22 protein-coding genes are annotated in these 23,178 nt (G+C 67.7%); 8 read left to right on the top strand and 14 right to left on the bottom strand.

Annotated features, from left to right (window positions below):
* Positions 1 to 73 precede the first annotated feature (73 nt).
* Together AC3WOS_RS14375 and pcaC are read right to left on the bottom strand one after the other, a co-directional pair.
* Positions 74 to 682, bottom strand: coding sequence for a TPR end-of-group domain-containing protein (locus AC3WOS_RS14375; protein ID WP_492716700.1), 609 nt, complete (start codon positions 680 to 682; stop codon positions 74 to 76).
* 52 nt (positions 683 to 734) lie between these two features.
* A complete protein-coding gene (pcaC, locus tag AC3WOS_RS14370) occupies positions 735 to 1,118 on the bottom strand; it encodes a 4-carboxymuconolactone decarboxylase (protein ID WP_492716699.1) in 384 nt (127 codons plus the stop codon).
* Positions 1,119 to 1,334: 216 nt separating this feature from the next.
* On the opposite strand from pcaC, the gene AC3WOS_RS14365 reads away from it, so the two are divergent.
* The gene (locus AC3WOS_RS14365; protein WP_492716698.1) at positions 1,335 to 1,709 is read left to right on the top strand and encodes a BPSL0067 family protein; all 375 of its coding nucleotides are present in this window, start codon (positions 1,335 to 1,337) and stop codon (positions 1,707 to 1,709) included.
* Positions 1,706 to 2,107: a hypothetical protein gene (locus AC3WOS_RS14360; RefSeq protein ID WP_492716697.1), complete on the top strand. Its 402-nt coding sequence runs from the start codon at positions 1,706 to 1,708 to the stop codon at positions 2,105 to 2,107. Before AC3WOS_RS14365 ends, AC3WOS_RS14360 begins: the two co-directional genes overlap by 4 nt.
* Before the next feature lie 32 nt (positions 2,108 to 2,139).
* Here the strand turns inward: AC3WOS_RS14360 and AC3WOS_RS14355 are convergent, their stop codons facing one another.
* The 5 genes from AC3WOS_RS14355 to AC3WOS_RS14335 all read right to left on the bottom strand — a co-directional run bounded on the left by AC3WOS_RS14355 (position 2,140) and on the right by AC3WOS_RS14335 (position 7,919).
* Positions 2,140 to 2,364, bottom strand: coding sequence for an addiction module protein (locus tag AC3WOS_RS14355; RefSeq protein WP_492716696.1), 225 nt, complete (start codon positions 2,362 to 2,364; stop codon positions 2,140 to 2,142).
* A gap of 69 nt (positions 2,365 to 2,433) precedes the next feature.
* On the bottom strand, positions 2,434 to 3,216 hold the full coding sequence (locus AC3WOS_RS14350; protein WP_492716761.1) for a 3-hydroxybutyrate dehydrogenase: 783 nt from the start codon (positions 3,214 to 3,216) through the stop codon (positions 2,434 to 2,436).
* Positions 3,217 to 3,235: 19 nt separating this feature from the next.
* Positions 3,236 to 4,621 carry a GntP family permease gene (locus AC3WOS_RS14345; protein WP_492716695.1) on the bottom strand — a complete coding sequence of 462 codons (1,386 nt, stop codon included), beginning with the start codon at positions 4,619 to 4,621 and terminating at the stop codon, positions 3,236 to 3,238.
* A 636-nt stretch (positions 4,622 to 5,257) separates the two neighbouring features.
* Positions 5,258 to 6,733 carry a sigma-54 interaction domain-containing protein gene (locus AC3WOS_RS14340; RefSeq protein WP_492716760.1) on the bottom strand — a complete coding sequence of 492 codons (1,476 nt, stop codon included), beginning with the start codon at positions 6,731 to 6,733 and terminating at the stop codon, positions 5,258 to 5,260.
* 148 nt (positions 6,734 to 6,881) lie between these two features.
* Positions 6,882 to 7,919, bottom strand: a complete 1,038-nt coding sequence (locus tag AC3WOS_RS14335) for a helix-turn-helix domain-containing protein (protein ID WP_492716694.1) — start codon at positions 7,917 to 7,919, stop codon at positions 6,882 to 6,884.
* 101 nt (positions 7,920 to 8,020) lie between these two features.
* Here AC3WOS_RS14335 and AC3WOS_RS14330 point away from each other — a divergent pair, with 101 nt between their 5' ends.
* On the top strand, positions 8,021 to 8,878 hold the full coding sequence (locus tag AC3WOS_RS14330) for an alpha/beta fold hydrolase (protein ID WP_492716693.1): 858 nt from the start codon (positions 8,021 to 8,023) through the stop codon (positions 8,876 to 8,878).
* On the opposite strand, the gene AC3WOS_RS14325 is transcribed toward AC3WOS_RS14330, so the two are convergent.
* On the bottom strand, positions 8,805 to 9,587 hold the full coding sequence (locus tag AC3WOS_RS14325) for a hypothetical protein (protein WP_492716692.1): 783 nt from the start codon (positions 9,585 to 9,587) through the stop codon (positions 8,805 to 8,807). The genes AC3WOS_RS14330 and AC3WOS_RS14325 overlap by 74 nt on opposite strands.
* 159 nt (positions 9,588 to 9,746) lie before the next feature.
* Positions 9,747 to 10,910 (bottom strand): zinc-binding dehydrogenase, encoded by a 1,164-nt coding sequence (locus tag AC3WOS_RS14320; RefSeq protein ID WP_492716691.1) that lies wholly within the window; start codon positions 10,908 to 10,910, stop codon positions 9,747 to 9,749.
* Positions 10,911 to 11,140: 230 nt separating this feature from the next.
* Between AC3WOS_RS14320 and AC3WOS_RS14315 the strand changes: the two genes are divergently transcribed.
* The 4 genes from AC3WOS_RS14315 (at position 11,141) to AC3WOS_RS14300 (ending at position 16,405) form a co-directional block, all read left to right on the top strand.
* Complete coding sequence (locus AC3WOS_RS14315; protein ID WP_492716690.1) at positions 11,141 to 11,977, top strand: SDR family NAD(P)-dependent oxidoreductase; 837 nt, start codon at positions 11,141 to 11,143, stop codon at positions 11,975 to 11,977.
* Positions 11,978 to 12,015: 38 nt separating this feature from the next.
* Positions 12,016 to 12,732: a hypothetical protein gene (locus AC3WOS_RS14310; protein ID WP_492716689.1), complete on the top strand. Its 717-nt coding sequence runs from the start codon at positions 12,016 to 12,018 to the stop codon at positions 12,730 to 12,732.
* A gap of 148 nt (positions 12,733 to 12,880) precedes the next feature.
* Positions 12,881 to 13,921 (top strand): helix-turn-helix domain-containing protein, encoded by a 1,041-nt coding sequence (locus AC3WOS_RS14305; protein ID WP_492716688.1) that lies wholly within the window; start codon positions 12,881 to 12,883, stop codon positions 13,919 to 13,921.
* 66 nt (positions 13,922 to 13,987) lie between these two features.
* Positions 13,988 to 16,405 carry a sulfatase family protein gene (locus AC3WOS_RS14300; RefSeq protein ID WP_492716687.1) on the top strand — a complete coding sequence of 806 codons (2,418 nt, stop codon included), beginning with the start codon at positions 13,988 to 13,990 and terminating at the stop codon, positions 16,403 to 16,405.
* A 50-nt stretch (positions 16,406 to 16,455) separates the two neighbouring features.
* Here the strand turns inward: AC3WOS_RS14300 and AC3WOS_RS14295 are convergent, their stop codons facing one another.
* The 4 genes from AC3WOS_RS14295 to AC3WOS_RS14280 all read right to left on the bottom strand — a co-directional run bounded on the left by AC3WOS_RS14295 (position 16,456) and on the right by AC3WOS_RS14280 (position 21,270).
* Positions 16,456 to 18,159, bottom strand: coding sequence for a lactate permease LctP family transporter (locus AC3WOS_RS14295; protein WP_492716686.1), 1,704 nt, complete (start codon positions 18,157 to 18,159; stop codon positions 16,456 to 16,458).
* Between the two features lie 80 nt (positions 18,160 to 18,239).
* Positions 18,240 to 19,685: a LutB/LldF family L-lactate oxidation iron-sulfur protein gene (locus tag AC3WOS_RS14290; protein ID WP_492716685.1), complete on the bottom strand. Its 1,446-nt coding sequence runs from the start codon at positions 19,683 to 19,685 to the stop codon at positions 18,240 to 18,242.
* A complete protein-coding gene (locus AC3WOS_RS14285; RefSeq protein WP_492716759.1) occupies positions 19,682 to 20,380 on the bottom strand; it encodes a LutC/YkgG family protein in 699 nt (232 codons plus the stop codon). The genes AC3WOS_RS14290 and AC3WOS_RS14285 overlap by 4 nt, the downstream gene beginning before the upstream one ends.
* Positions 20,381 to 20,385: 5 nt before the next feature.
* Positions 20,386 to 21,270 carry a (Fe-S)-binding protein gene (locus AC3WOS_RS14280; RefSeq protein WP_492716684.1) on the bottom strand — a complete coding sequence of 295 codons (885 nt, stop codon included), beginning with the start codon at positions 21,268 to 21,270 and terminating at the stop codon, positions 20,386 to 20,388.
* 131 nt (positions 21,271 to 21,401) lie between these two features.
* Here AC3WOS_RS14280 and AC3WOS_RS14275 point away from each other — a divergent pair, with 131 nt between their 5' ends.
* Positions 21,402 to 22,115, top strand: coding sequence for a FadR/GntR family transcriptional regulator (locus tag AC3WOS_RS14275; RefSeq protein ID WP_492716683.1), 714 nt, complete (start codon positions 21,402 to 21,404; stop codon positions 22,113 to 22,115).
* A gap of 133 nt (positions 22,116 to 22,248) precedes the next feature.
* Here AC3WOS_RS14275 and AC3WOS_RS14270 read toward each other — a convergent pair whose 3' ends face one another.
* Positions 22,249 to 23,022 carry an AraC family transcriptional regulator gene (locus tag AC3WOS_RS14270; RefSeq protein WP_492716682.1) on the bottom strand — a complete coding sequence of 258 codons (774 nt, stop codon included), beginning with the start codon at positions 23,020 to 23,022 and terminating at the stop codon, positions 22,249 to 22,251.
* Positions 23,023 to 23,178 lie beyond the last annotated feature (156 nt).

The following is a 23,178-nucleotide window of genomic DNA, read 5'->3' as shown; positions in this document are numbered from 1 at the left end:
CCAGGATTCTGCAAGGGCCGTCATTCATGGAAACGTGATTGACGGCCTTTTTGCATTCATCCTCAGCGCCGCCTCACTTGGCTGGCGCCGGCTTGCGGTACTTGGCCACCAGCGCCACGAAACGGGGATTGTCGCGGATCGGATCGAGGTCGTTGTCCATGTCGAGCTGGTCGAAGTAGCTGAAGCCGGCCGCGAAGCTGGCGTCGAGCTCGCGCAACGCGTCGTCCACGCGGTGCTGCTTGAGGCGCAGGATCGCCGTGTTGTAGGCCACCAGCGGCTGCTGCGGCGCATGGGCGCGGGCCGCCTGCAAATCCTTCTCGGCCTCGGCCAGGTTGCCCTGCTCGAGGTGGGCGATGGCCAGGTTCAGCAGTTCATTGACGGTCTTGCTGCCGGCCAGGACGGGGCCCGCTTCCGGTGGCGGCGGCGGCACTCTGGCCGCATCGTCAACCATTTCCTGCTTGGCCGAGCGCTGGGTGACATAGTACAGCCCCGCTCCCGCCAACAGCACCAGCGCGGCGACGGCCGCCGCCAGGCGCGGCTTGACGATGCCCGCCTGCCGCGCAGAAGACGTGGCGCGGGCGCGGGGTCGACGTGACACATCGCCCGCTACACCCCATCCCGGCGCGCCGCCATCGCGCGCGCGCGCGTCCGAACCAAGGACCGAATCCGTCTGTTTCACCATCGTTGTCCGCCTTTCCAGTTTTTTCCTATCTTCACCGCTGGGCGGTCCGGCGTCAATCTTTTGCCGCTTCCATCGCTTGCAAGGCTTCCTGCGCCGCGCGGAACGCGTCCACCGCCAACGGCGCGCCGCAGTAGACGGCCGCATGCAGCAGCACTTCCTGGATTTCCTTGATGGTGGCGCCGTTGTTCAGCGCGCCGCGCACGTGGCCCTTGATCTCGTGCGAACGGCCCAGCGCCGTCAGCATCGACAGCGTCAACAGGCTGCGGGTCTTCAGGTCCAGGCCGTCGCGGCACCACACCGTGCCCCAGGCGTTGCGGGTGATGAATTCCTGCAGCGGCTGGGTAAAGGTGTCCGCGTTGGCGAAGGCGCGCTCGACAAAGTCGTCGCCCATCACTTGCTTGCGCATCTGCAAGCCGTCGTTGAATTGCTGGTCCATAGCATTACTCCCTGAGGTTAGTCGTCGTTTGAGCGGGCCGTGGGGCAAGCCAAGCCGCCACGCACCTCCAATAATTCTTCGCCTGGCGATCAATGATGCCGCATAGCGAACTGACCGATCAGCGCCACGTCCCCATGGTGCATGGCGTATGAGCGACCTCAAATCCACCAAAGCCCCCTCCGCTAACATGACAACTCTAACTAAAGCGAGGTCATCATGCCATATATCGCCACGGGAAATTTTACCGATGAAAAAGAAGTCATCGGTAACGGTCAATGCGTTACGCTGGTCAAAAAATTGACTGGCGCACCGCCATCATCACTATGGAAACAGGGGGCGCAAGTAAGTTCCCTATTGAAGGATGGGAAAACAATTGCGCCTGGAACCGCCATTGCCACATTTGTCCACGGCCGCTATCCGAACTACACTCATGGCAACCATGCCGCGATCTTTATTCGCGCCACAGCGGGCGGCATCGAGGTATTCGACCAATGGAAAGGTATGAAGCCGGGAAAAAGGACGATACGCTTCGGCATGCCAAAAAGTATAGGCCGGGGGCGCGCCGCCGAAAACTATTCGGTGGTCCAGTGAAGCTGGTCCGGCTTGCGCTGGCTGGTGCCATTGTCTTTTCCGGCACCAGCATGTCGGCCACCTTGCAATGCCCCGCGCGGGCGCCATCGGATTGGATGGATGCTGGCGGGGTGTTGGAATCAGTTCGCGTATTGGCTTATCTCCCCGGTGACACGTTGAATGAGGAAGCACTGCCTAGCGGCCCACCGGACCAGCAATGGCGGCACGGCGACACCTTATTCCAGCAATGGAACATGCGGGCAGGCTCGCCACCTGCCGTTTATCGGATAGATTGCCTCTACCTGGGCACCAAACGCTTTCTGCGGCTGGCCCCGGGGTCGGTCAAACAATGTCTGGCAACTTGGACCTTACACAAGGGCGAACTGGTTGCCGGGACGCTGGTCTTCCGTTGCCGCTAGCCGCGGGCCGGCGGGCGCCACGGGACCCAACGTCACGCTAAGCCTGCGCGCACCAGGACCAAAGCTTCATCAAGTGGAATGGTTTGCATGGCGCCGCTCTCCACGCCGGCAACACGACGCTCCACTTCGATTGCCAACGCCTCTTCCCCGCCAGCATCCTGGTCCAGGCTGGCGGCGAGCAATAGCACAAAAGCTTCCCGCTCATCCGGCGCGAGTTTTAATACCTCTGCCGCCAGAATTCCAAATTGCGTTTGCATCCGCGCTCTCCCTGTTCAAGACGGCCCAGCATCGGCCGGCACCGGCAACCGGCCGCCGTTCCCTACCCGCTATTGTGCCACCCAGCCGCCATCCATGTTCCAGGCCACGCCGCGCACTTCGCGGGCGGCGTCGCTGCAGAAGAACACGGCCAGCGCCCCCAACTGCTCGGGCGTGACGAAGCCGCCGGACGGCTGCTTTTGCGCCAGCAGCTCCGCCCTGGCCTGTTCCGCGCCGATGCCGCGCCGGGCCGCCAGCGCGTCGACCTGGTTCTGCACCAGCGGCGTGAGTACCCAGCCGGGGCAGATGGCGTTGCAGGTCACGCCCGTCTGCGCCAACTCCAGCGCCACGGCCTTGGTCAAACCCACCACGCCATGCTTGGCCGCCACGTAGGCCGACTTCTGGGCCGACGCCACCAGCCCGTGCACCGAGGCGACGTTGATGATGCGGCCCCAGTTGTTGCGCTTCATCGACGGCAGCGCCAGGCGCGTGGTGTGGAAGGCGGAACTGAGGTTGATGGCCAGGATGGCGTCCCACTTCTCGACCGGGAAGGCGTCCACGTCGGCCACATGCTGGATGCCGGCGTTGTTGACGACGATGTCGATGCGGCCAAAACGCGCCAGCACGGCGGCCATCATCGCTTCGATGTCGGCGGCGCGCGCCATGTCGGCGCCCTGGTACACGGCCTGCACGCCGTAGCGCTGCTCGATGCCGGCGCGCAGCGCTTCGATCTCCTGCACGTCGCCGAAGCCATTGAGCACGACGTGCGCGCCGCTGGCGGCCAGGGCGTGGGCGATGCCCAGGCCGATGCCGGAGGTGGAACCGGTGACGAGGGCGACTTTATCCTGCAGCATGAGAGTGGATGTGCTCATATCAGTAGATCCCGGTGAGCAGGAAGGCGGCGATCACGACGAACACGGCGGCCGTCTTGATCATGGTGATGGCGAAGATGTCGCGGTAGGACACGCGGTGCGTCAGCCCCGTCACGGCCAGCAGCGTGATGACGGCGCCGTTGTGGGGCAGCGTATCCATGCCGCCGCTGGCCATGGAGGCCACGCGGTGCAGCACTTCCATCGGAATATGGGCGGCCTGCGCGGCCTGGATGAAGCTGTCGGCCATGGCGGCCAGCGCGATGCTCATGCCGCCGGACGCGGAACCGGTAATGCCGGCCAGCGCCGTGACGGTGACGGCTTCGTTGAGCAGCGGATTGGGCACGCTCTTGAGCGCGTCCGACACCAGCAGGAAGCCCGGCAGCGCCGCGATCACGCCGCCAAAACCGTATTCCGAGGCCGTGTTCATGGACGCCAGCAGGGCGCCGCTGATGGCCGCGCGCGAACCGTCGGCCAGGTGGGCGATCACGCGCCGGAAGGCGCAGGCCAGCACCACCAGGATGCCGGCCAGCAGCGCGCCCTCCACCGCCCAGATGGCCACCAGCTTGCTCACGTCGACCACCAGCGGATGACCGGGCAGGTTGGCCGTGAAGCTGGCGCCGAACACCTTGGGGATGGCCAGCGTGAAGTATTTATTGAGCACGCCCACCAGCACCAGTGGCAGCAGCGCCAGCAGCGGATGGGGCAGGCGCTCCAGCGCCACGGCGGCCGGCTCGTTGAAATGGCCGCTGCCATAGCCTTCGCCGGCGGCGGCGGCCTGGCGGCGGCGCCACGACAGATAGCTCAGACCCGCGGCCAGGATGAACACGGAACCGATCACGCCCAGCCACGGCGCGGCCCAGGTGTCGGTCTTGAAGAAGGTGGTGGGGATGATGTTCTGGATCTGCGGGCTGCCCGGCAGCGAATCCATGGTGAAGGTGAAGGCGCCCAGGGCGATGGTGCCGGGGATCAGGCGCTTGGGGATGTCGCTCTGGCGGAACATCTCGGCCGCGAACGGGTAGACGGCGAATACCACGACGAACAGCGACACGCCGCCATAGGTGAGGATGGCGCACACCATGACGATGGACAGCATGGCGCGCTCGCGCCCCAGCAGGCCGATCACGGCCGACACGATGGACTGCGAGTAGCCGGACAATTCAATCAGCTTGCCGAATACGGCGCCCAGCATGAACACGGGGAAGTACAGCTTGACGAAGCCGACCATCTTTTCCATGAAGATGCCGCTGAACATGGGCAGCACGTAGGACGGGTCCGTGAACAGCACGGCCAGCAGGGCGCACACGGGCGCGAACAGGATGACGCTGTAGCCGCGATAGGCGACCAGCATCAGCAGGGCCAGGGCGGCCAGCACGATAATAAAGCTCAAGGGTAGTCTCCAGTACAGATGATTCAAAGGGGGGACATGCCGGCCGACGGCTCTGCTGGCCGCTGCGATCCGGATGCGCGCAGCGGACATTCGCAATGATCGTGCCATGCGCGCCAAGTACTTGTTTCAAAAAGGAAAGTTGTCGCGGCGCCCAGGACGGGCGGCCGCGCGGACGGGCATGATGGCGGTTTCGTCTCGTTGACGAGACAAGCGGAGCGCGCGGCGGGGCGGGGCCGGCCTTGTGCACCGCATCAATCCGTACTATCTCGCCGACGAGACTACTGTCTTGCCCGCGAGACTAAGCGCATTTTTTGCTTGATCAAACGTCTGCGGCGGGTTGCGGGCCACTGTCACCTTGCCGCAAGTGTGCGACAAGGCGGGACAAGGTACTGCTGTGGAGCGGCAGGCTCACTGTGGATTCCATTCTATTTCTCCTTCTGGTTTGTTCTGCATCCTTCTCTTTAGACCTGCAAACACGGAACAGGTTCAAATCGAGGAATGCAGAAGAAAACAGAAGTGGAAATAGAAGCTTCGCCACAGGGGCCCACAACGCCGAACAGGCCTCACTCCCAGCCCGCTTGCGGCGAATACAAGTGGCGGCCGCGCGCAAGGCGGACTCGGGTACCGCGACGTCCGCTAGCTTGGATGCCCGCCCTTGGCCAGCGCGGCCACCCGCTTGTACATCGCCGCGCGCGACAGGCCCAGCAGCCTGGCGGCGGCCGGCACGTTGCCGCCGGCCGCCGCCAGCGCGTCGCGCACCATGGCGCGGTCGAACTCGGCCAGCGCCTCGGCGTACGGGCGCACGGCGGGCGCGATGGATGCGGCATCGGCCACGCCATCGACGCCGGCCACGGACGGCGCAGCGGCGGCCACGGCGGCCGGCAGCATGGCCGCGAAATCGTCCACATCGAGCCGCCCCCGGTCGCTCAGGATGCAGGCCCGCTCCAGCACGTTGCGCAGCTCGCGCACATTGCCCGGCCACGGGTAGCGCGCCAGCAGCGCGCAGGCGGCCGGCGTGACGGAGCGGCGCCGCATGCCGTTGCGCTCGAAAATCTGCTGCAGCAGTGCGTCGCACAGGGGCGCCAGGTCCGACAGGCGCGCGCGCAGCGGCGGCAGCTGGATCGGCAGCACGTTGAGGCGGTAGTACAGGTCGGAGCGAAAGCGCCCCTGCGCCACCAGCGCCGGCAGGTCGACGCTGGTGGCGGCGATCACGCGCACGTCAATCTTGAGCACCTTGTTCGAGCCGAGCAGCTCAATCTCCTGCTCCTGCAGCACGCGCAGCAACTTGCCCTGCACGGCCAGCGGCATGTCGCCGATCTCGTCGAGGAACAGGGTGCCGCCGTCGGCCAGCTTGAACTTGCCCTCGCGCGCCTTCTTGTCCGCGCCCGTGTAGGCGCCCGGCGCCACGCCGAAAAATTCCGCCTCCAGCAGCGACTCCGGCACCGCCGCCATGTTCACGCCGATGAAGGGCGCGCCGGCGCGGGCCGACATGGCGTGGATGGCGTTGGCCAGGATTTCCTTGCCGGTGCCCGTCTCGCCCAGCAGCAGCACGCTCACATCCTGCTGCGCGGCGCGCGTGGCCTGGCGCTTGATTTCCACGGAGGCCGGCGAAGCGCCCACGAAATGGTCCAGCGTGTACTTGGCGCGGCGGTGCTCGGCCAGGCCGCGCCGGGCCGCGTCCAGCTCCTGCTGCAGCGAGGCGAATTTGGCTACCAGCGGCTTGAGGTGGTGCAGCCGTTCGTACAGCACGAAGCCGACCGCGCCCACCACCTCACCCTGGCCTTGGCCGTCACGCAGCGGCAGGCGGGTGACGACGAACGACTGCTGGCCGAATTCCATGATGTCGAGCAGGATGGGCTGGGCCGTCCGGATCACTTCGCGCAGCAGGCTGTTGGGGATCACGTGCTCGATGTCGCGCCCCAGCACTTGCTGCGGGTCGTGCAGTCCCAGCATCGACATGTATTTGTCGTCGATCCAGCTGATGCGGCCCTGGCAGTCGACGGCGATGGCGCCTTCGTACAGGCTGTCGAACTGGTCGAACAGGGCGCGCATGGCATGCCGGCGCACGGTGGCGGAAGGATCGGACAGATCGGCAGACAGCGGTTCGGACATGGGTTCGGGCATAGGGTCGGACATAGGCTCGGATAGGGGCTCGGACGTGGGCTCGGACGTGGGTTCGGACGTGGGCTCGGATGCAGGCTCGGACAAAGACTCGGGCATGGACACGGATGTGGACTGGGACATGCGCGGCGTTCCCATGCTAAGCCGCGTCGGCGGCGGCGCCCTGGCGCCAGGCGCGCGGACTGCAGCCCGCTTCGGCCTTGAAGGCGTGGCTGAAGTTGGCCACGTCGCTGTAGCCCAGGCGGTAGGCGATCTGCGACACCGGCTGCAGCGGGTCGCGCAGCAGCGTGCGGGCGCGCTGGTGGCGCACGTCCTTGGCCAGCGCCCGCAGCGATGTGCCCTCGCTCTCGAGCGTGCGCGCCAGCGTGCGGGTGCTGACGTTGAGCATGGCCGCGAAATCGGCGATGGTGGGCTGGTAGCCTTCGCTCACCAGCAGCATCAGCCGTATCCAGCCGCTGCAGTCGCCGGCGCGGCCGATGCCGCCCTGTAGCTTGTCAAGGTCGGCCAGTTGCTGGTCGGGGTCCGGCGCGCCCTGCCAGCGCAAAGGCAGCTTGAGCGTCGCTTCCGGCAGCACCACCCGCGCCAGCGGCAGATTGCCATCGCTGAAGTGAAAGCGGGCCGGCTTGAGCGCGGCGTAGCGCTGCACATGGGGCGGCGCGGCGATCGACATGTAGACGTCATACGGCGGCAGCCGCTCGCCCAGCGTGGCCCGCAGGTAGGGATGGACCGACACCACGTACAGCTCCATCACCGTCACCATGGTGTCGGCCGCCATCGGCGCGGCGGGCCGGTAGACCAGTTCGCCGCGGTCGGGATAACGGTGGTAGTGCATGGAGAAGACGGGCGACATCAGACGGAAATAACGGGTCGCCACCTGGAACACCTCGTCGATGGTGGTGCAGCGGCGCATCAGCGGCACCAGCGGGCCGTGGTCGTCCGGCGTCATGGCCAGGCCCATGGCAAACCCAAGGTCGCTGCGGCCGGTGCGCTGCGCCAGCCCCGTCAAGATGCGCTCGAAGGCGGCCATGGTCAGCACGTTGCCCGGCTCGGCCAGCACGGCCTCGCTCAGCCCCAGTTCGGCGAGCTGCGCGCGCAGCCAGCCACGCGCTGCCTCGTCCAGCGTGGACATGAGGCGCGACAGGTAGCGCGACGGCAGTATCGGTTCGTACAGCGGCATGGGGGGACGTGCTTGGCCGAAAATCACAAGTATAGACCGGATCGGCTTCCTACAATATCGGTAGCATCCCCCCTTCATCCAACCTGCAACAGGAGACCGCCGTGTCCTTCTCTTCCCGCCGCCTGCAAGTCAACGGCATCACCCTCAACGTCGTGGTCGAAGGCAGCGGACCGGACGTGCTGCTGGTCCACGGCTTCCCTGATGACCATTCCGTGTGGCGCAAGCAGATCCCGGCGCTGGTGGCGGCCGGCTACCGCGTGATCGCGCCCGACATGCGCGGCTGCGGCGAGTCCGACCTGCTGCCTGCCACGCGCGACTACGCCATCGCCAACCTGGTCGCGGACCTGGTGGGCGTGCTCGATGCGCTGGGCATAGACCAGGTCAAGCTGGTGGGCCACGACTGGGGCGCGGTGATCTGCTGGCAGCTGTGCATCCGCCATCCGCAGCGGGTGGAACGCTACGCGGCGCTGTCGGTCGGCCACCCCACCGCCTACGCGCGCGCGCCGCTGGAGCAGAAACTCAAGGGCTATTACATCCTGCTGCTGCAGCTGCGCGGCCTGGCCGAGGCGGGACTGCGGGCGCGCGACTGGACCCTGTTCCGCCGCCTGATGGACTACCCGGAAGCGGCGCAGCACTGCATAGTGCCGCTCAGGCGGCCGGGCCGGCTGCGCGCGGCCATCAACTATTACCGCGCCAACCTGCACCTGATCCTGCCCACCATCTTCCCTTCGGTGACGATGCCGGTGATGGGCGTCTACAGCAGCGGCGACAACTTCCTGTGCGAGCAGCAGATGCGCGCCACGGAAAACTACGTGAGCGGCCCATGGCGCTACGAACAGGTGACCGGCGCCAATCACTGGCTGCAGCTGGACGCGCCCGAGCGCGTCAACGCCCTTTTGCTGGACTTCCTGCGCCAGGAGCAGAAGGCAGATTCCACTTGCGATCGACGGCGCGCTTGACGCCATTGGCAACGATGATGGCGTAGCCGCTGTTAAACAGCACGCGCGCCCGCTCGCCGTCCGGGTGGGCGGTGGAAAAGCCCAGGTACGATCCCTGCGAGACGGCCTGGAATGCGAACGCCACGCCTTCGACCTGCGCCTCGCGCAACAACACCTCGTCAGTCTTGATGTCGTCCATCATGGCCAGCGCCAGGTCCACCCGGCCGGCCGCAAGCTTCTTCAGGTTGGCCGCTTCGGAACGGGCCGCCAACAACCGTATGCCGCGCTGCTCCAGGCGCATCACCTCGGGCGGATATTCGTAACCGTTGACGATGGCGACCCGCGTGCCAGGCGCCAGCTCGGCCAGGGAACGGGCGGCGACGGGACGGGCCGTATTCTGGAAAAAGCGCGGATAGGCCAGGAACAAGGGCGCGTCGGCAAAGCGCACCTTGCCATGCAGCTCGGGCGCATCAGCCATGCTGAAGCAGCCGGCCACGGCGCCGGCCATCACGTAGATCTTGCAGCGGGCATAGGGCACCACCGTCAACTTGACGTCCGCGTGCGCGGCGGCAAAGGCGGCCAGCACCAGTTCGTTGGCATAGCCGCTACCGTCGCTGTTGGACCAGGGCGACGCCGCATCCTCGACCATCAACTCGATAGGGGCGGCGCCGCAGGCCAGCGGCAGCGCCAGCAGCAAAGCAGATACAACACGACTGGCAAAACGGGACATACCGCACTCTCGCGTTTGATTCAATCAGGCCGTCGCGAGATGGGAGCGCCGGCAGCAATGCTACCGGCTGATTATAGCGCCGGCGCCGCTGCCCCGCGCCATCAAATCGGCATTCACTGCGGCGCGGCGGCAAGCCGGGGCGGCCAAACCGCTGCGGCGTCAGGCCGCGCCCGTGTGGGCGGCGCGGGCCGGATCGATCAGGATCTTGGCGTGCAGCTGCGGATTGGCCAGGTCGGTGAAGGCCTGTTCCACCCCGTCCAGCCCCACCACGCCGGTAACGAGAGGCGCGCAGTTGACCTTGCCGTCGGCGATCATGTGCAGCGCATCGCGGTATTCGAGCGGCGAGTAGCCCAGCACGAAGCGCAAGTCGATCTCCTTGTGGATGGCCACGGCCGGCTCGAACTGGTCGAGCTGCATGCACACGCCCACCACCACTACGCGCGCGAACATGGGCGCGCCGTCGATCACATGGCGCAGCACGCCGGGCACGCCCACGCATTCGAAGATCACGGGACGCTTGGGGTCCAGCCCCAGCTTCTCGGCCACGCGCCACGTGTGCCACCAGGGCAGCGGCAGCTTGCCCAGCTTTTCGCGGGTGCCCACGGCCAGCTCCAGCAAGCCGCTCAAGTCGCCCACGAAGCCGTAATCCTCCCAGCCGGCGTAGGGCGACTGCTCGGCCGGATCGACCACGATGTCGGCCCCGCACTGGCTGGCCAGGCGGCGCCGCGCCGCCGAAAAATCGCTGGCGATCACGGTCTTGACGCCCTGCGCCTTGAGCATGCAGACCACGGCCAGACCCACCGGGCCGCAACCGATCACGATGGCCACGCCATTCTTCGGCACCTGGCCGCGGCGCACCGCATGCCAGCCCACGGCCATCGGTTCGGTCAGGGCCGCCAGGTCGGCCGACAGGCCATTGGGCACCGGCATCAGCATCGATTCCTCCACCACCACCCGCTCGGCGTAGGCGCCGGGCGAACGCGTGGACAGGCCCACCATGTCGATGCCGTCGGCGTGGCGGATCACGGGCACGGCGCAGGCGCGGGCGCCGCGGCGCACCTTGCGCGCGCAGCCGGGACCGTGATCGAGCACCTCGCCGCAGAATTCGTGGCCGAACACGAGCGGCTGGTCCTCGCGCGCCATGTTGCGGTAGCCCATGCGCGCCATCAGCTCGCCCATGTGGTTGCAGTGCTGGCGCACATGCAGGTCCGAGCCGCAGATGCCGCAGCGCAGCACCTGCAGCAGCACCTGGCCCTTGCCGGGCACGGGATCGGGACGTTCTTCAACACGCAACTGCTGGTTCTGGCAAACGACGGCTTTCATGGATACACGCTCTCTCGGGGTGGACAACAGATGGCCCGATCGTAGCGCCGCCCCACGCCGAAAACTTGTGGTTATCTGCCAAGCTGGCGGCGCCGATACTTGCGTCCTCAAATAATCCGCCGCACCGCCCACATGGCCGGAAATCACAAGTTTTCCGGCACCGCGGGCCACATAATCGCTCCATCAACCGACCGCCAGCGCAATGGCGGCAGCCCGCATGCGAGGAGACCATGGCCATTCCCGATCTGAACCACAAACACGTGCTGGTGACCGGCGCCGCTACCGGCATCGGCCACGAGACGGCACTGGCGTTCGCGCGCCAGGGCGCCAGCCTGCTGCTGTCCGATATCAATCCGGCCGGGCTGGAGGCGACGGCGCAGCAGGTGCGGGCGCTGGGCGCAACGTGCCGCACCTTCATCGTCGACGTGGCCGATGCCGGCGCCATGGCGCGCTTCGCGGCCGACGTGCACGCGGCCGTGGGGCCGCTCCACGTCCTGGTCAACAACGCCGGCATCGCCTACCTGGGTCCGTTCCTGCATACCCCGCTCGACTGGTGGCACAAGGTGCTGCAGGTGAATCTGATGGGCGTGGTGCACGGCTGCCACTTCTTCCTGCCGGCCATGCTGGGCGCGCCCGGTCCGCGCCACGTGGTCAACGTGGCCTCGGCCGCCGCCCTGGCGCCGGCCTGCAACATGAGTGCCTACGCCGCCTCCAAGCACGCCGTGCTGGGCCTGTCGGACAGCCTGGCGCTGGAACATGCAAGCGCGCAGGTGGGCTTTTCCGTGATCTGCCCCGGCGTCATCAACACGCCGATCGCCGCCATGCGGGGCGGGAACGTGGCGCGCATCGTCAGCGCCGGCCAAGTCGAGAAGCTGGGCCAGTACTACCGCGACAAGGGCGCGCCGCCGGCCGTGGTGGCCGACGCCATCGTCGACGCCGTCCGCCGCGGCAAGGGCATGGTGCTGCCCGGTCCCTACGCCCGCCTGATCTACCACCTGCGCCGGGTCTCGCGCACCTTGCTGATGAAGGTGATCCTGGACGACTCGAAAAAAATGGGCTGGCTGTAAGCCGCCCGCCCCCGCCAACTGCCAGGAGCCATTCCGCCATGTCCTTCAAGCTGACCCAAACCCGCCTCGGCATCCTGTTCGCCGCCATCCTGCTGGCCTTCTGCGTGTGGCAGAACCCGGGCATGTTGATCGACAACCGCCTGAGCGCCGCCGAGATCGACGCCGCCGTGCGCTACGTGGACCAGAACCTGCCGTTCGACCCGGCCGACAAGGCGATGGTGCTGAACAGCCTGCGCGCCTGGGGCGAGGCGGACGACGGCCAGCCCGTCTACATGCTCAACCTGATGCGCTATTTCGAGCGCATGCGCACCTTGCCCGGCGCGGCCCGGCTGGACGGCACGCCGCGCCAGAACAACGCCCACTACGAGGACCAGGCCATGGCGCTGCTGCTCAAGGCCGGCGGTTACGCCCTGTATGCGGGCAACGTGCAAGGTCCCAACATCCTCGAGCACCGGGCCGGCATGGACCATTGGAGCCGCGTGCTGCTGGTGCGCTACACCAGCCGCCGCGCCTTCCTCAAGCTGCTGACCGATCCGGCCTACGCGCCGATTGAGCCGTACAAGATGCTGTCGCTGGAACTGATCCTGGCGCCCACCACGTCGGAACTGATCATCCCCGACCTGCGCTTCGTGCTGGGCGCCGTGCTGCTGGCCGTGTTCCTGCTGTGCGGCTGGCTGCGCGCCCGGCGCCAGGGGGCGTGGCAACAACAGTCGGCGCAGCAAAAGAGCGCCGTCCGCGTCAGCAAGCTCGCCTGACGGGATCGCACATGCTAGTGTTGACACAGTCCGCTGCCGCCGGCGCCGTCCGGTCCACCGATTTGCCGCTACGCGCCCGGGTGCGGCGCGTACCGGGTTGCCCCGGTGTGCCGGGACCATGGATGCGCACCCGCAAACAGGAGGTTCCATGAAGAGCAGCGAGCATTTCGTGCCGGCCCGTTATTTCGCCCAGCTGATCGACTACCTGGAGGCCAACGGCACGCCCTGCCGCGACGCCTTGAGCGCGGCCCAGATCCGCTCCCTGAACGACCTGCAGGCCAAGCTCACGCGCGGCCAGATCGACACCCTGCTGACGGAGGTGGCGCGCCTGACGGGCCGGGGCGACCTCGGTTTCGAACTGGGGCGCCAGATCAAGCTCAATTCGCACGACATCGTCGGCTATGGCCTGATCAGCTGCGCCACCATCGACCAGGCGCTGCACTTCGCCTCGCGCTACTACCGCCTGATCATGCCGCTGTTCACCTTGCGCTACCAGCGCCGCGGCAACCTGGCCGAAGTGCTGTTCCAGCCGGTGGCCGCCATGAACCCGGCCACCGCCGACTTCTACCTGGAGATGCTGGCCGTGTCCTGCCACGTGCAGCTGATGGCGCTGAGCCAGGGCCGCATCGGCCCCTACGACATCCACATGGCCATGGCGGAGCCGGCCCACGTGCAGCGCTATCGCGGCCTGCAGCCGGTGCGCATGCACTTTTGCGCAGGCGGCCTGCCCACCGTGCGCATCGTCATGCCGGCCGCCATCCTGGACGCGCCGCTGCCCATGCACGACCCGCGCGCCTTCCGCCAGGCCGAGGCCCAGTGCAAGCAGATGATCCAGGAGTGCCGCGCGCCGGGCGAATTTCGCGAATGGATCGTGATGATGCTGCGCGAGGCCAACGACTGCCAGCCCACGCTGGACGACATGGCGCGCCAGCTCAACATCTCGGCCCGCACGCTGGACCGCTACCTGGAACTGGAAGGGGTGAGCTACCGCGAGCTGGCCATGCGCACCCGTAACGAGCGCGCCAAGCACCTGCTCGACGGCGGCAAGTTCGCCGTGTCCGAGATCGCCTACCAGCTGGGCTACTCGGACGTGGCCAATTTCAGCCGCAGCTTCAAGCGCCTGAACGGCGTGCCGCCCAGCGCCTACCGCCGCAGCCCGGACCCGCTGCCGCAAACGCAGGCGGCCTGACGCGCGCCCGGCATCCTGCCCCCACCGTCCCCGCACCACCCGAACGTGTCACCTTTGGAGCATTACATGAACTTCCCGCCGTCCCGTCTTCCCAGCAAAACCTCGCTGTCGCTCGGCCTGATGGCCCTGGGCGGCCTGCTGCCGGCGCACGCCCAGCCACCGGGCGCGCACGCCGCCGGCGCCGCCGCAGCGGCCGGTGCCACGCCGGCCGCCGCGCCCCGTCCGGCCACGGCCAGCCCGGCCAAGCCGCCCAACATCGTCATCATCATGCTCGACGATGCCGGCTTCGCCCAGGCCGACACGGTGGGCGGCGAGATCCACACCCCGACCCTGAGCCGCATCGCCGCCACCGGCGTCGAATACAACGCCTTCCATACGACCGCCATCAGCTCGGCCACCCGCGCCGCCCTGCTGACGGGACGCAACCACCACCGGGTGGGCAACGGCACCGTGACGGAAATGGCCACCGACAGCGACGGTTACAACGGCATCATCCCGGCCACGGCGGCCACCATTCCGCAGGTCCTGCACAGCCACAACTACGCCAGCGCCGCCTTCGGCAAGTGGCACAACACGCCGGCCCACGAGGCGGGTGCGCAGGGCCCGTACCACCACTGGCCGACCGGCTACGGCTTCGACCACTTCTACGGCTTCCTGGGCGGCGAGTCGGACCAGTACAGTCCCAACCTGTACAACGACACCCAAATGGTCGAATCGCCGCACGACCCCAAGTACCACTTCACGGAAGACATCGCGCACAAGGCGATCCAGTGGATAGACCAGCAGCACGCCAGCCATCCCGACCAGCCATTCTTCCTGTACTGGACGCCGGGCGCCGTGCATGCGCCGCACCAGGTGTTCAAGGAGTGGAGCGACAAGTACAAGGGCAAGTTCGACGGCGGCTGGGACGCCTACCGGGCCCGCGCCTTCGCGCGCCAGAAAGCCATGGGCTGGATACCGGCCGACACGGCCAACACCCCGCGCCCGGCCGAAATGCCGGCCTGGGACAGCCTGGGCGCCGAGGAAAAGCAGTTCCAGGCGCGCCTGATGGAAGTGTTCGCCGGCTACCTGGAACATACGGACGCCCAGGCCGGCAAGATCGTCGACGAGCTCGAACGCCTGGGCCTGCGCGAGAACACGCTGATTTTCTACATCTTCTCCGACAACGGCGCCTCGTCCGAAGGCATGCAAGGTTCGATCGCCTCGCTCACTGGCCTGAACGGCATCATCAGCTCCTCGCAGCAGCAGATCAAGGCCCTGAACGACAACTACGGCGGCCTGGCCGCGCTCGGTGGTCCGAAGATCGAAGGCCATTACCATGCGGCCTGGGCCTGGGCCAGCGAGAGTCCCTTCGTCGGCACCAAGCTGGTGGCCGGCTACCTGGGCGGCACGCGCACGCCGATGGCCGTGTCCTGGCCGGCCCGCATCAAGCCCGATGCCGCCGTGCGCAGCCAGTTCCTGCACGTGAACGACATCGCGCCCACCATCTACGACGTCGCCGGCATCACGCCGCCCGCACAGATCGACGGCAAGGCGCAGGAACCGATAGACGGCACCAGCCTGGCCGACACCTTCGACAACGCCGAGGCGCCGGAGCACAAGCGCCAGCAGTATTTCGAGATCATGGGGAGCCGCGGCGAATATTCGGCCGGCTGGATGGCGTCCACCATGGGCCCGCGCAAGCCGTGGGTGGCCGACCAGAGCTTCCTGGTGTCGCTGGCCGGCAAGCTGTCCATCGTGACCAACACCAGCTGGCTGGGCGACCACTTCGGCTGGCTCAACTGGAAACCGGAAGACGACCAGTGGACCTTGTTCAACCTGAACGCGGACTACAGCCAGGCGCACGACCTGGCGGCCCAGTATCCGGAAAAGCTGGCCGAACTCAAGCGCAAGTTCGAGGAAGACGCCAAGGCCAACAAGGTCAACCCGATCGGCGCCAGCTTCGACGTGATGGTGCGCCCCCGCAAATACGACGACAAGGCCGAGTGGCACCTGAACGCGGCCTCAACCCGCATCCCGGAAATGGCCGCGCCCAACATCAAGGCCCACAACAACCGCGTGACGGTGGACGTGGACCTGCCGGAGAACGCCAACGGCGTGCTGTACGCGCTGGGCGGTGCCGGCGGCGGCCTGACCCTGTATGTGAAGGACGGCGTGCTGACCTACGAGTACAACAGCTTCAATATCGCCCGCACCCGTCTGCAAACCAAGGGCAAGCTGCCGGCCGGCCATGCCGTGATCACGGTCGACACCAAAATGACCTCGTGGCGCCGCGGCGGCCCGGCCGACCTGACGCTGGCGGTCAACGGCGCCGAAGTAGCCAGGGGCACGGCGCCCTACACGGCCGCCATCACCTTCAGCGCCACCGAGACGCTGGACGTGGGCACCGACCGCGGCTCGCCCGTCTCGCTCGACTACTTCGAGCAGGCCCCGTTCTCCTTCCACGGCACCATCAACGACGTGCATATCGCGTATCGGCCATAAGCCGGCAATACGGCGGGCCGGCGATCCCGGCCCGCTGCGGAAGTTCCTTCCTACTGGGGGATCATCCCTGCCAGCACATAGGCTTGCAGCATGGTGATCACCCCCACCACCGCCGCGAACAGCAGGCTATGCTTGAGCGTGAAGCGGAACAGTTCCGACTCCTTGCCCACCAGCCCTGTCGCCGCGCAGGCCACCGCGATCGACTGCGGCGAAATCATCTTGCCCGTCACGCCACCGGTGGTGTTGGCCGTCACCAGCAGCGTGTCGGACACGCCGATCTGGTGCGCCGTCGTGTTCTGCAGGGAGCAGAACAGAGCGTTGGACGAGGTGTCCGACCCCGTCAGGAACACGCCCAGCCAGCCCAGGAACGGCGAGAAGAACGGGAAGGCCGCGCCGGTCCCGGCCAGCACCAGCGCCAGCGTGGACGACATGCCCGAGTAGTTGGCCACGAAGGCGAACGCCAGCACCAGGCCGATCGACAGGATGGGGCGGCGCAGCTCGACCACGGTCTGGCCGAAGGCGGCGACGGCGGCGCGCGGCTTCATGCGCAGCAGCATGGCCGAGATGATGGCCGTCAGCAGGATGGCCGTGCCCACGGCCGACAGCAGGTCCAGCTTGAACAGCGCCTCATAGGCCTTGGGCGCGGTGACGATGGGGGTGGTCTTGATCACCAGCTGGTCCAGGAACGGCACGTGCACCTTGATGACGGTGGACGCCAGCGCGCCCTTGGGACCGAACATGGCCTTGAACTGCGGCAGGCTCCAGACCGTGACGATGGCCGTCAGGATCAGGAACGGCGCCCAGGCACGCACCGTCTGCGCCATCGAGTAGGGCGACACGGTACGGCCGTCCGCCTTGGCCGCAGGCTTGCCGGCCATGCCGCCGAAGCCGGTCAGCGCGGCGGCGCCGCCGCCCACGCGCACGGCAGCCTTGGCGCTGGCCGGTTGCCACACTTTCAGGAAGCCCGTCAGCGATACCAGGCATACCAGCGCCGACGTAATGTCCGGCAGTTCAGGGCCGATGAAGTTGGAGGTGAAGTACTGGGTGAAGGCGAAGCTGCCGCCCGTGACCAGCGCGGCCGGCCACACTTCGCGGATGCCGCGCAAGCCGTCCATCATGAACACCAGCCAGAACGGCACCAGCAGCGACAGCAGCGGCAGCTGGCGGCCGGCCATGGCGCCGATCAGCATCGGGTCGATGCCCGTCACCTGGCCCGCCACGATGATGGGTATGCCCATGGCGCCGAACGCCACCGGCGCCGTGTTGGCGATCAGGCACATGCCGGCCGCGTACAGCGGGTTGAAGCCCAGGCCCACCAGCAGCGCGGCCGTGATGGCCACCGGCGCGCCGAAGCCGGCCGCCCCTTCCAGGAAGGCGCCGAAGGCAAAGCCGATCAGCAGCATCTGCAGGCGCTGGTCGTCCGTGATCGACAGCACCGAGGCGCGGATGATGTCGAGCTGGCCCGTCTTGTCGACGATCTTGTACAGGAACACGGCGGTGACGATGATCCACGCCACCGGCCACAGGCCGTAGGCAAAGCCGAAACCGGCGGCCGCCAGCGCCTGCTGCACCGGCATGCCGTAGGCGAAGATGGCCACGGCCAGCGCCAGCAGCAGCGTGACGGCGGCCGCGATGTGGCCCTTGATGCGCAACACGGCCAGCGCGACGAAGAAGAAGATGATGGGGACTGCGGCGACCAGGGCCGACAGGCCCAGGCTGCCTAGCGGCGTATAGATCTGATTCCAGGCTTGCATGGTGACTCCTCCAGGGTGGTGCTCGTTAAAATCTTGTTATGGGTTGCTGCGCTGGCGGCCAGGGTTGGCCAGCCATACTCCTATTCCGGCTGCCCCCTCGCCTTCAGCAAATCGGCCAGGCTGCGCGGGGCCGGCTTGAGCGGCGCCCGGTGCTGGGTCCAGCCCATCTGCTGCGACGGCGTAAACGCCCGCAGCCGGGTGGCGGCCCAGCGGAAGGCACGGTAGGCCGTGGGACTGGCGTAGGCGCCGCTCCAGAAGCGCCACACCATCTTGTCCATGCGGCTGTATTGGGCGCCCTGCCCCCGCAGCGGGTTGTCGACCTGCTGCGCCGGATCGCGGTTCGCTTCCGTGCGCAGCCGGATCAGCAGTTGCGGGATGGGGATGCGGACCGGGCACACTTCGCCGCAGGCGCCGCACAGGCTGGAGGCGGTGGCCAGGTCCGCCGTGGCGGCAAGGCCCAGCAGGTGGGGCGAGATGATCTTGCCGATCGGGCCGGGATAGGTGGTACCGTAGGCGTGCCCGCCCACGCGCGCATACACGGGGCAGTGGTTCATGCAGGCGCCGCAGCGGATGCACTGCAGCGTGGCGCGCAGCTGTTCGTCCGCATAGGCCTGGGTGCGGCCGTTGTCGAGCAGGACCAGGTGCACGGCGCGCGGACCATCCATTTCGCCGGGGCGGCGCGGGCCGGAGATCAGGTTGAAGTAGGTGGTGATGGCCTGCCCGGTGGCCGAGCGCGTGAGCAGGCTGGCCAGCGGCACGATGTGCTCGAGCTTGGCTACCACTTTTTCCATGCCCATGATGGCGATGTGTACGTCCGGCACCGTGGTGCTCAGGCGGCCGTTGCCCTCGTTCTCCACCAGCCACAGGGTGCCCGTGTCGGCGGCCGCGAAGTTCACGCCGGACAGGCCGATGTCGGCTTCGACGAAGGCCTGGCGCAGGGCGCGGCGGCCGGTCTGGATCAGCTGGTCCACGTCTTCCGTGTAGGGCGTGCCGGGGATGTGCTGCTCGAACAGGGCGGCGATGTCGCCGCGCGTCTTGTGCACGGCCGGCATGACGATGTGCGACGGCTTCTCGCCGGCCAGCTGGACGATGTACTCGCCCATGTCCGACTCCAGGCACGTCACGCCCCGCTCCTGCAGGTAGTGATTGAGCTCGATCTCCTCGCTCGCCATCGACTTGCCCTTGATGACGCTCCTGGCCTGGTGCGACTGGGCGATGCGGTGGATGATGGCGTTCGCTTCGTCGGCCGTGGCGGCCCAGTGCACCTGCACCCCGGCTGCGGTCAGGTTGGTTTCCAGCTGCACCAGCAGGTCGGGCAGGTGCGCCAGCGCGTGCTGGCGGATCGCTTCGCCCAGGTCGCGCAGCTGTTCCAGCTCGTCGCCGTCGGGGAACTGGACACTGCGCTTGTTCTGCAGGAAGTCCATCGCGCCGCGGAAGCTCTTGCGCAGCTTGGGATCGTCCAGCGCCGCGCGGGCACGGGTGCGGAAATCGGCCGATGGCATGAAGTGCAGCGGAGCGGTGCTCATCGCGTCTCTCCTTGCGCCGGGCGGTCGGTGACGATGATGACCCACATCCAGCGCGGACCGTGGGCACCGTAGGCCAGCGTCTGCTGGATGTCGGAAGTCTTGGACGGGCTGGAGGCCAGCACCAGGTTGGTGGGCATGCCGTCGCCCCACCGTTCGGCCTGGGCCGCCGCCTGCAGGTCGGCGTGCAGCGTGTCGGCGTACACCAGCGCCACGTGCAGCGGCGGCACCAGCGACACGGTGCGCGGCGTGCCGGCATCCGGCGCCAGCACCAGCGTGCCGGTGGCGGCGATGCCGGAGCGGGCCACGGTGAACCCGGCATCCACGCTGTCGAACAGCTCGGCCTTCCACGCTTCCAGCGGACGCGCGAACGGCAGCGCTTCCACGGCCGGCGGCAAGATGTTCTTCAATGCCGCGCCCTCGGCGCCGGCCGGGTCCAGCAGCAGGCGCCGGACGCCGTGCGCGGCCAGGCGGCCGGCCAGCTGGGCCGGCCATTCGGCGCTGGTGGCGCACCAGACATCGGCATGGGCCGCGGCCAGCGCGGCCTGCATGGCGGCCACGCGTTCGGCCGGGGTTTGCTCCGCGCGGCGACGTTCATAGTGGGCGCGGATGCGCTGATCCAGTTCGTCGGCATGCAGTTGCGCCGTGGCGGGGGCGGCGGCGCGCAGCCGTCCCAGCATCAGGTCGCGGGCGTTCAGGGTGCTCATCGTGCGTCTCCTTGGGCGGCGTATTGGGCTGCTTCCTGGGCTGCTTCCTGGGCCGCTCCTTGCGATTGTTTTTGCGATTGCTCTTGCTTTGCCCCCTGCGCCCCGGCCTGGTCGCCGCCCGTGCGGCGCCACAGGAAGCTGGCCATGTGTTCGACCGGCAGCGGCGCCTCCATGTGGCGGGCCGCATGGCCGATGTTGAGCAGGCAGCCGCAGTCGGCCGATACCAGCCGGTCGCAGCCCGTGGCGCAGGCGGCGGCCACCTTGTCGCGCACCATGGCGCCGGAAATGTCGGGATGCTTGAGCGAGAAGGTGCCGCCGAAACCGCAGCATTCCGACTCGTGTTCATGTTCGGCGCGCGTCACGCCGGGCAGCGCGTCCACCAGCGCCACGCCGTGGGCACGGGTGCCCATCTCGCGTCGCGCGCCGCAGGAGGTGTGCAGCACCACCCGTTCCGGCGCCTGGCCTTGCGGCGCGTCGGCGGGAATGGCCAGCTTGAGCACATGCAGCAGGAATTCGGTCAGTTCGTACACGCGGCCAGCCATCTCCAGCGCCTTGGCGTGCGCGACCGGGTCGTCCTCGAACAGGGCCGGCCAGTGGTGGCGCATCATACCGGCGCAGGAGCCGGACGGCACGATCACGGGCCACGGCCGGGAGAACAGGTCGAGCTGGGCCAGCGCCACGGCGCGCGCCTGCTCCGGATTGCCGCTGCTGTAGGCGGGCTGGCCGCAGCAGCTCTGGCCACGGGGGAAGTGGACGGTGAGGCCTTCGCGTTCCAGCAGGCGCACCGCGTCCAGCCCGGCCTCGGGCATGAACAGGTCGATCACGCAGGTGCCGAACAGGTACACCTGGTCCGGTGCGGTGGGATAGTCTCGAGCGTGCATGCTGTCTCCTCGGTTGCCGCGCAGCTGGTGCTGCGTTGCGGTTTGGTTTTATAGCGCCCATAATCCCAGCGACGGCGGGGCCGCACAAATTGGTCGGACCAGTGCCCGTTTTACGTGCAGAGGGGGCAATCATGCAGGAAAGGCAAGGCGGCGGACGGGTGGCCGATGTGATGCGCAAGCTGGAACAGGCGCTGCTCGACGGCAGCCTGCCGGCCAACGCGCGCCTGCCGGCCGAGCGCGTGCTGGCCGAGCGCTACGACGTGTCACGCAACACGATACGGGAAGCGATCCAGCGCCTGAGCGCGCGGGGGCTGGTGCGCAGCCGGCCCGGCGCCGGGGTCTATGTGACCGACCAGCTGCGCACGGGCATGGCCAGTTCGCCGTGGGGCCAGCTGGTGGCCGACCATCCGGCCGTGCGCGACGACATCCTGGAATTTCGCCGCGTGCTGGAAGGGGCCACCGCCTATTTCGCCGCCATGCGGGCCGACCCGCAGGAGCGGGCCCGCATCGCCGGACTGATGGCGCAGCTGGAGCAGGCCCGCACGGCGGACGACAAGGTGGCCGAGGCGGAAGTGGACGCGCAGCTGCACGAGGCAATCGCCCTGGCCTCGCACAACTCCATGTTCCTGCATCTGCACACGAGCATCATCAGCATGCTGCGCGAGCACATCACGCTCAACGGCACCGGGCTGCGCGAACTCAGTCCGGCCACCTCGGACCAGCTGCTGCAGCAACATCGCAGCGTGTGCCAGGCCATCTGCGCCAGCCTGCCGGAGGAGGCGCGCACCGCCATGCAGACCCATATCGACTTCGTGCGCAGCCACGTGGCGCAGGGGGCGATCTAGGCCGCGAGCGGCACCGCCTGGCCCGAATTGGTCCGACCAACGGCCTGCGAGCCGGCTTGGACCGGGGCGGCTGACGCGCCGTTACAACAAAATATTTTTGCGCCGGAATTGACGCGGCCGTGGTTGGCCGGCTTCACGCCCGCAGCATATGCCGGTACTGGCTGGGCGTGACGCCCACCGTGGCCTTGAACTGGCGTGTGAAGGCGCTGTGGTCGCCGTAGCCGCAGGCCTGGGCGATGTCGGCCACGCTGTCTGGCCCGGCCAGCAGGCGCGAGGCGGCGTCGAGCCGGGTCTTGATGATCATCTGGCGCGGCGTGAGGTGGAAGATGCGCAGGAAGTAGCGCTCGATCTGCGCCACCGACATGTGGGCCGTGCGCGCCAGCGCCGGCAGGTGCAGCGGCTGGTCATAGTGCTCGTGGATCTTGCGCACGGCGTCGGCCACCTTGCCGTAGGCGGGATTCTTCTGGTCGGCCATGGCCAGGTCGCGCGACACGCCCGTCAGGCCGACGATGGCGCCGCCGGCGTCGCGCAGGGCCGTCTTGCGGGTCAGGCACCAGCCGGGGTCGCGCGTGGGGTACAGGTGCAGCTCCAGCTGGTCCTCGATCTGGCCGCCGCCGGCCAGCACCGCCAAGTCCTGCGCCAGATAGGTCTGGCCGAACGGATGGGCGAAGACTTCGGCCGGGGTGCGCCCGATCAGCGCCGCCTTGTGCCGGGCACCGCAACGCTGGACCAGGGTCTGGTTGACCACCACGTAGCGCCCTTCCAGGTCCTTGACGAAGAACACCACGTCCGGCAGCGCGTCGAACAGGGGTTCGGAAAAGAACACATCGGCGATGCGCGCGCCCAAGGCGGCCCGCCCGCCGTCCGCCGATCCGGGTGATCCCGCCACTTGTTCTGGTCCTGCCATCCCCGCCGCTCCTTCTGCCACACCGCCCCATGCGGCCCAGCCCTGATTGTCGCACACGGCAGGCCTCTCGCAGCAGCGTAAATTGTGCAGATTTCGTCATCTTCGGTGCGCAGCTTGTGCAAGACAGGAGCGCCGCCCGGGCATAAGATTCAGCAC

This window comes from Rugamonas sp. FW305-51, assembly GCF_058786935.1.
This window is presented reverse-complemented; position numbering and strand designations above follow the sequence as displayed.

Excerpts from the sequence above, each read along its gene's own strand:
- AC3WOS_RS14375 (WP_492716700.1), bottom strand. The coding sequence starts at position 682 with ATGGTGAAACAGACGGATTCGGTCCTTGGTTCGGACGCGCGCGCGCGC.
- pcaC (WP_492716699.1), bottom strand. The coding sequence starts at position 1,118 with ATGGACCAGCAATTCAACGACGGCTTGCAGATGCGCAAGCAAGTGATG.
- AC3WOS_RS14365 (WP_492716698.1), top strand. The coding sequence starts at position 1,335 with ATGCCATATATCGCCACGGGAAATTTTACCGATGAAAAAGAAGTCATC.
- AC3WOS_RS14355 (WP_492716696.1), bottom strand. The coding sequence starts at position 2,364 with ATGCAAACGCAATTTGGAATTCTGGCGGCAGAGGTATTAAAACTCGCG.
- AC3WOS_RS14350 (WP_492716761.1), bottom strand. The coding sequence starts at position 3,216 with ATGCTGCAGGATAAAGTCGCCCTCGTCACCGGTTCCACCTCCGGCATC.
- AC3WOS_RS14340 (WP_492716760.1), bottom strand. The coding sequence starts at position 6,733 with ATGTCCGAACCGCTGTCTGCCGATCTGTCCGATCCTTCCGCCACCGTG.
- AC3WOS_RS14335 (WP_492716694.1), bottom strand. The coding sequence starts at position 7,919 with ATGCCGCTGTACGAACCGATACTGCCGTCGCGCTACCTGTCGCGCCTC.
- AC3WOS_RS14325 (WP_492716692.1), bottom strand. The coding sequence starts at position 9,587 with ATGTCCCGTTTTGCCAGTCGTGTTGTATCTGCTTTGCTGCTGGCGCTG.
- AC3WOS_RS14320 (WP_492716691.1), bottom strand. The coding sequence starts at position 10,910 with ATGAAAGCCGTCGTTTGCCAGAACCAGCAGTTGCGTGTTGAAGAACGT.
- AC3WOS_RS14315 (WP_492716690.1), top strand. The coding sequence starts at position 11,141 with ATGGCCATTCCCGATCTGAACCACAAACACGTGCTGGTGACCGGCGCC.
- AC3WOS_RS14310 (WP_492716689.1), top strand. The coding sequence starts at position 12,016 with ATGTCCTTCAAGCTGACCCAAACCCGCCTCGGCATCCTGTTCGCCGCC.
- AC3WOS_RS14305 (WP_492716688.1), top strand. The coding sequence starts at position 12,881 with ATGAAGAGCAGCGAGCATTTCGTGCCGGCCCGTTATTTCGCCCAGCTG.
- AC3WOS_RS14300 (WP_492716687.1), top strand. The coding sequence starts at position 13,988 with ATGAACTTCCCGCCGTCCCGTCTTCCCAGCAAAACCTCGCTGTCGCTC.
- AC3WOS_RS14295 (WP_492716686.1), bottom strand. The coding sequence starts at position 18,159 with ATGCAAGCCTGGAATCAGATCTATACGCCGCTAGGCAGCCTGGGCCTG.
- AC3WOS_RS14290 (WP_492716685.1), bottom strand. The coding sequence starts at position 19,685 with ATGAGCACCGCTCCGCTGCACTTCATGCCATCGGCCGATTTCCGCACC.
- AC3WOS_RS14280 (WP_492716684.1), bottom strand. The coding sequence starts at position 21,270 with ATGCACGCTCGAGACTATCCCACCGCACCGGACCAGGTGTACCTGTTC.
- AC3WOS_RS14275 (WP_492716683.1), top strand. The coding sequence starts at position 21,402 with ATGCAGGAAAGGCAAGGCGGCGGACGGGTGGCCGATGTGATGCGCAAG.
- AC3WOS_RS14270 (WP_492716682.1), bottom strand. The coding sequence starts at position 23,022 with ATGGCAGGACCAGAACAAGTGGCGGGATCACCCGGATCGGCGGACGGC.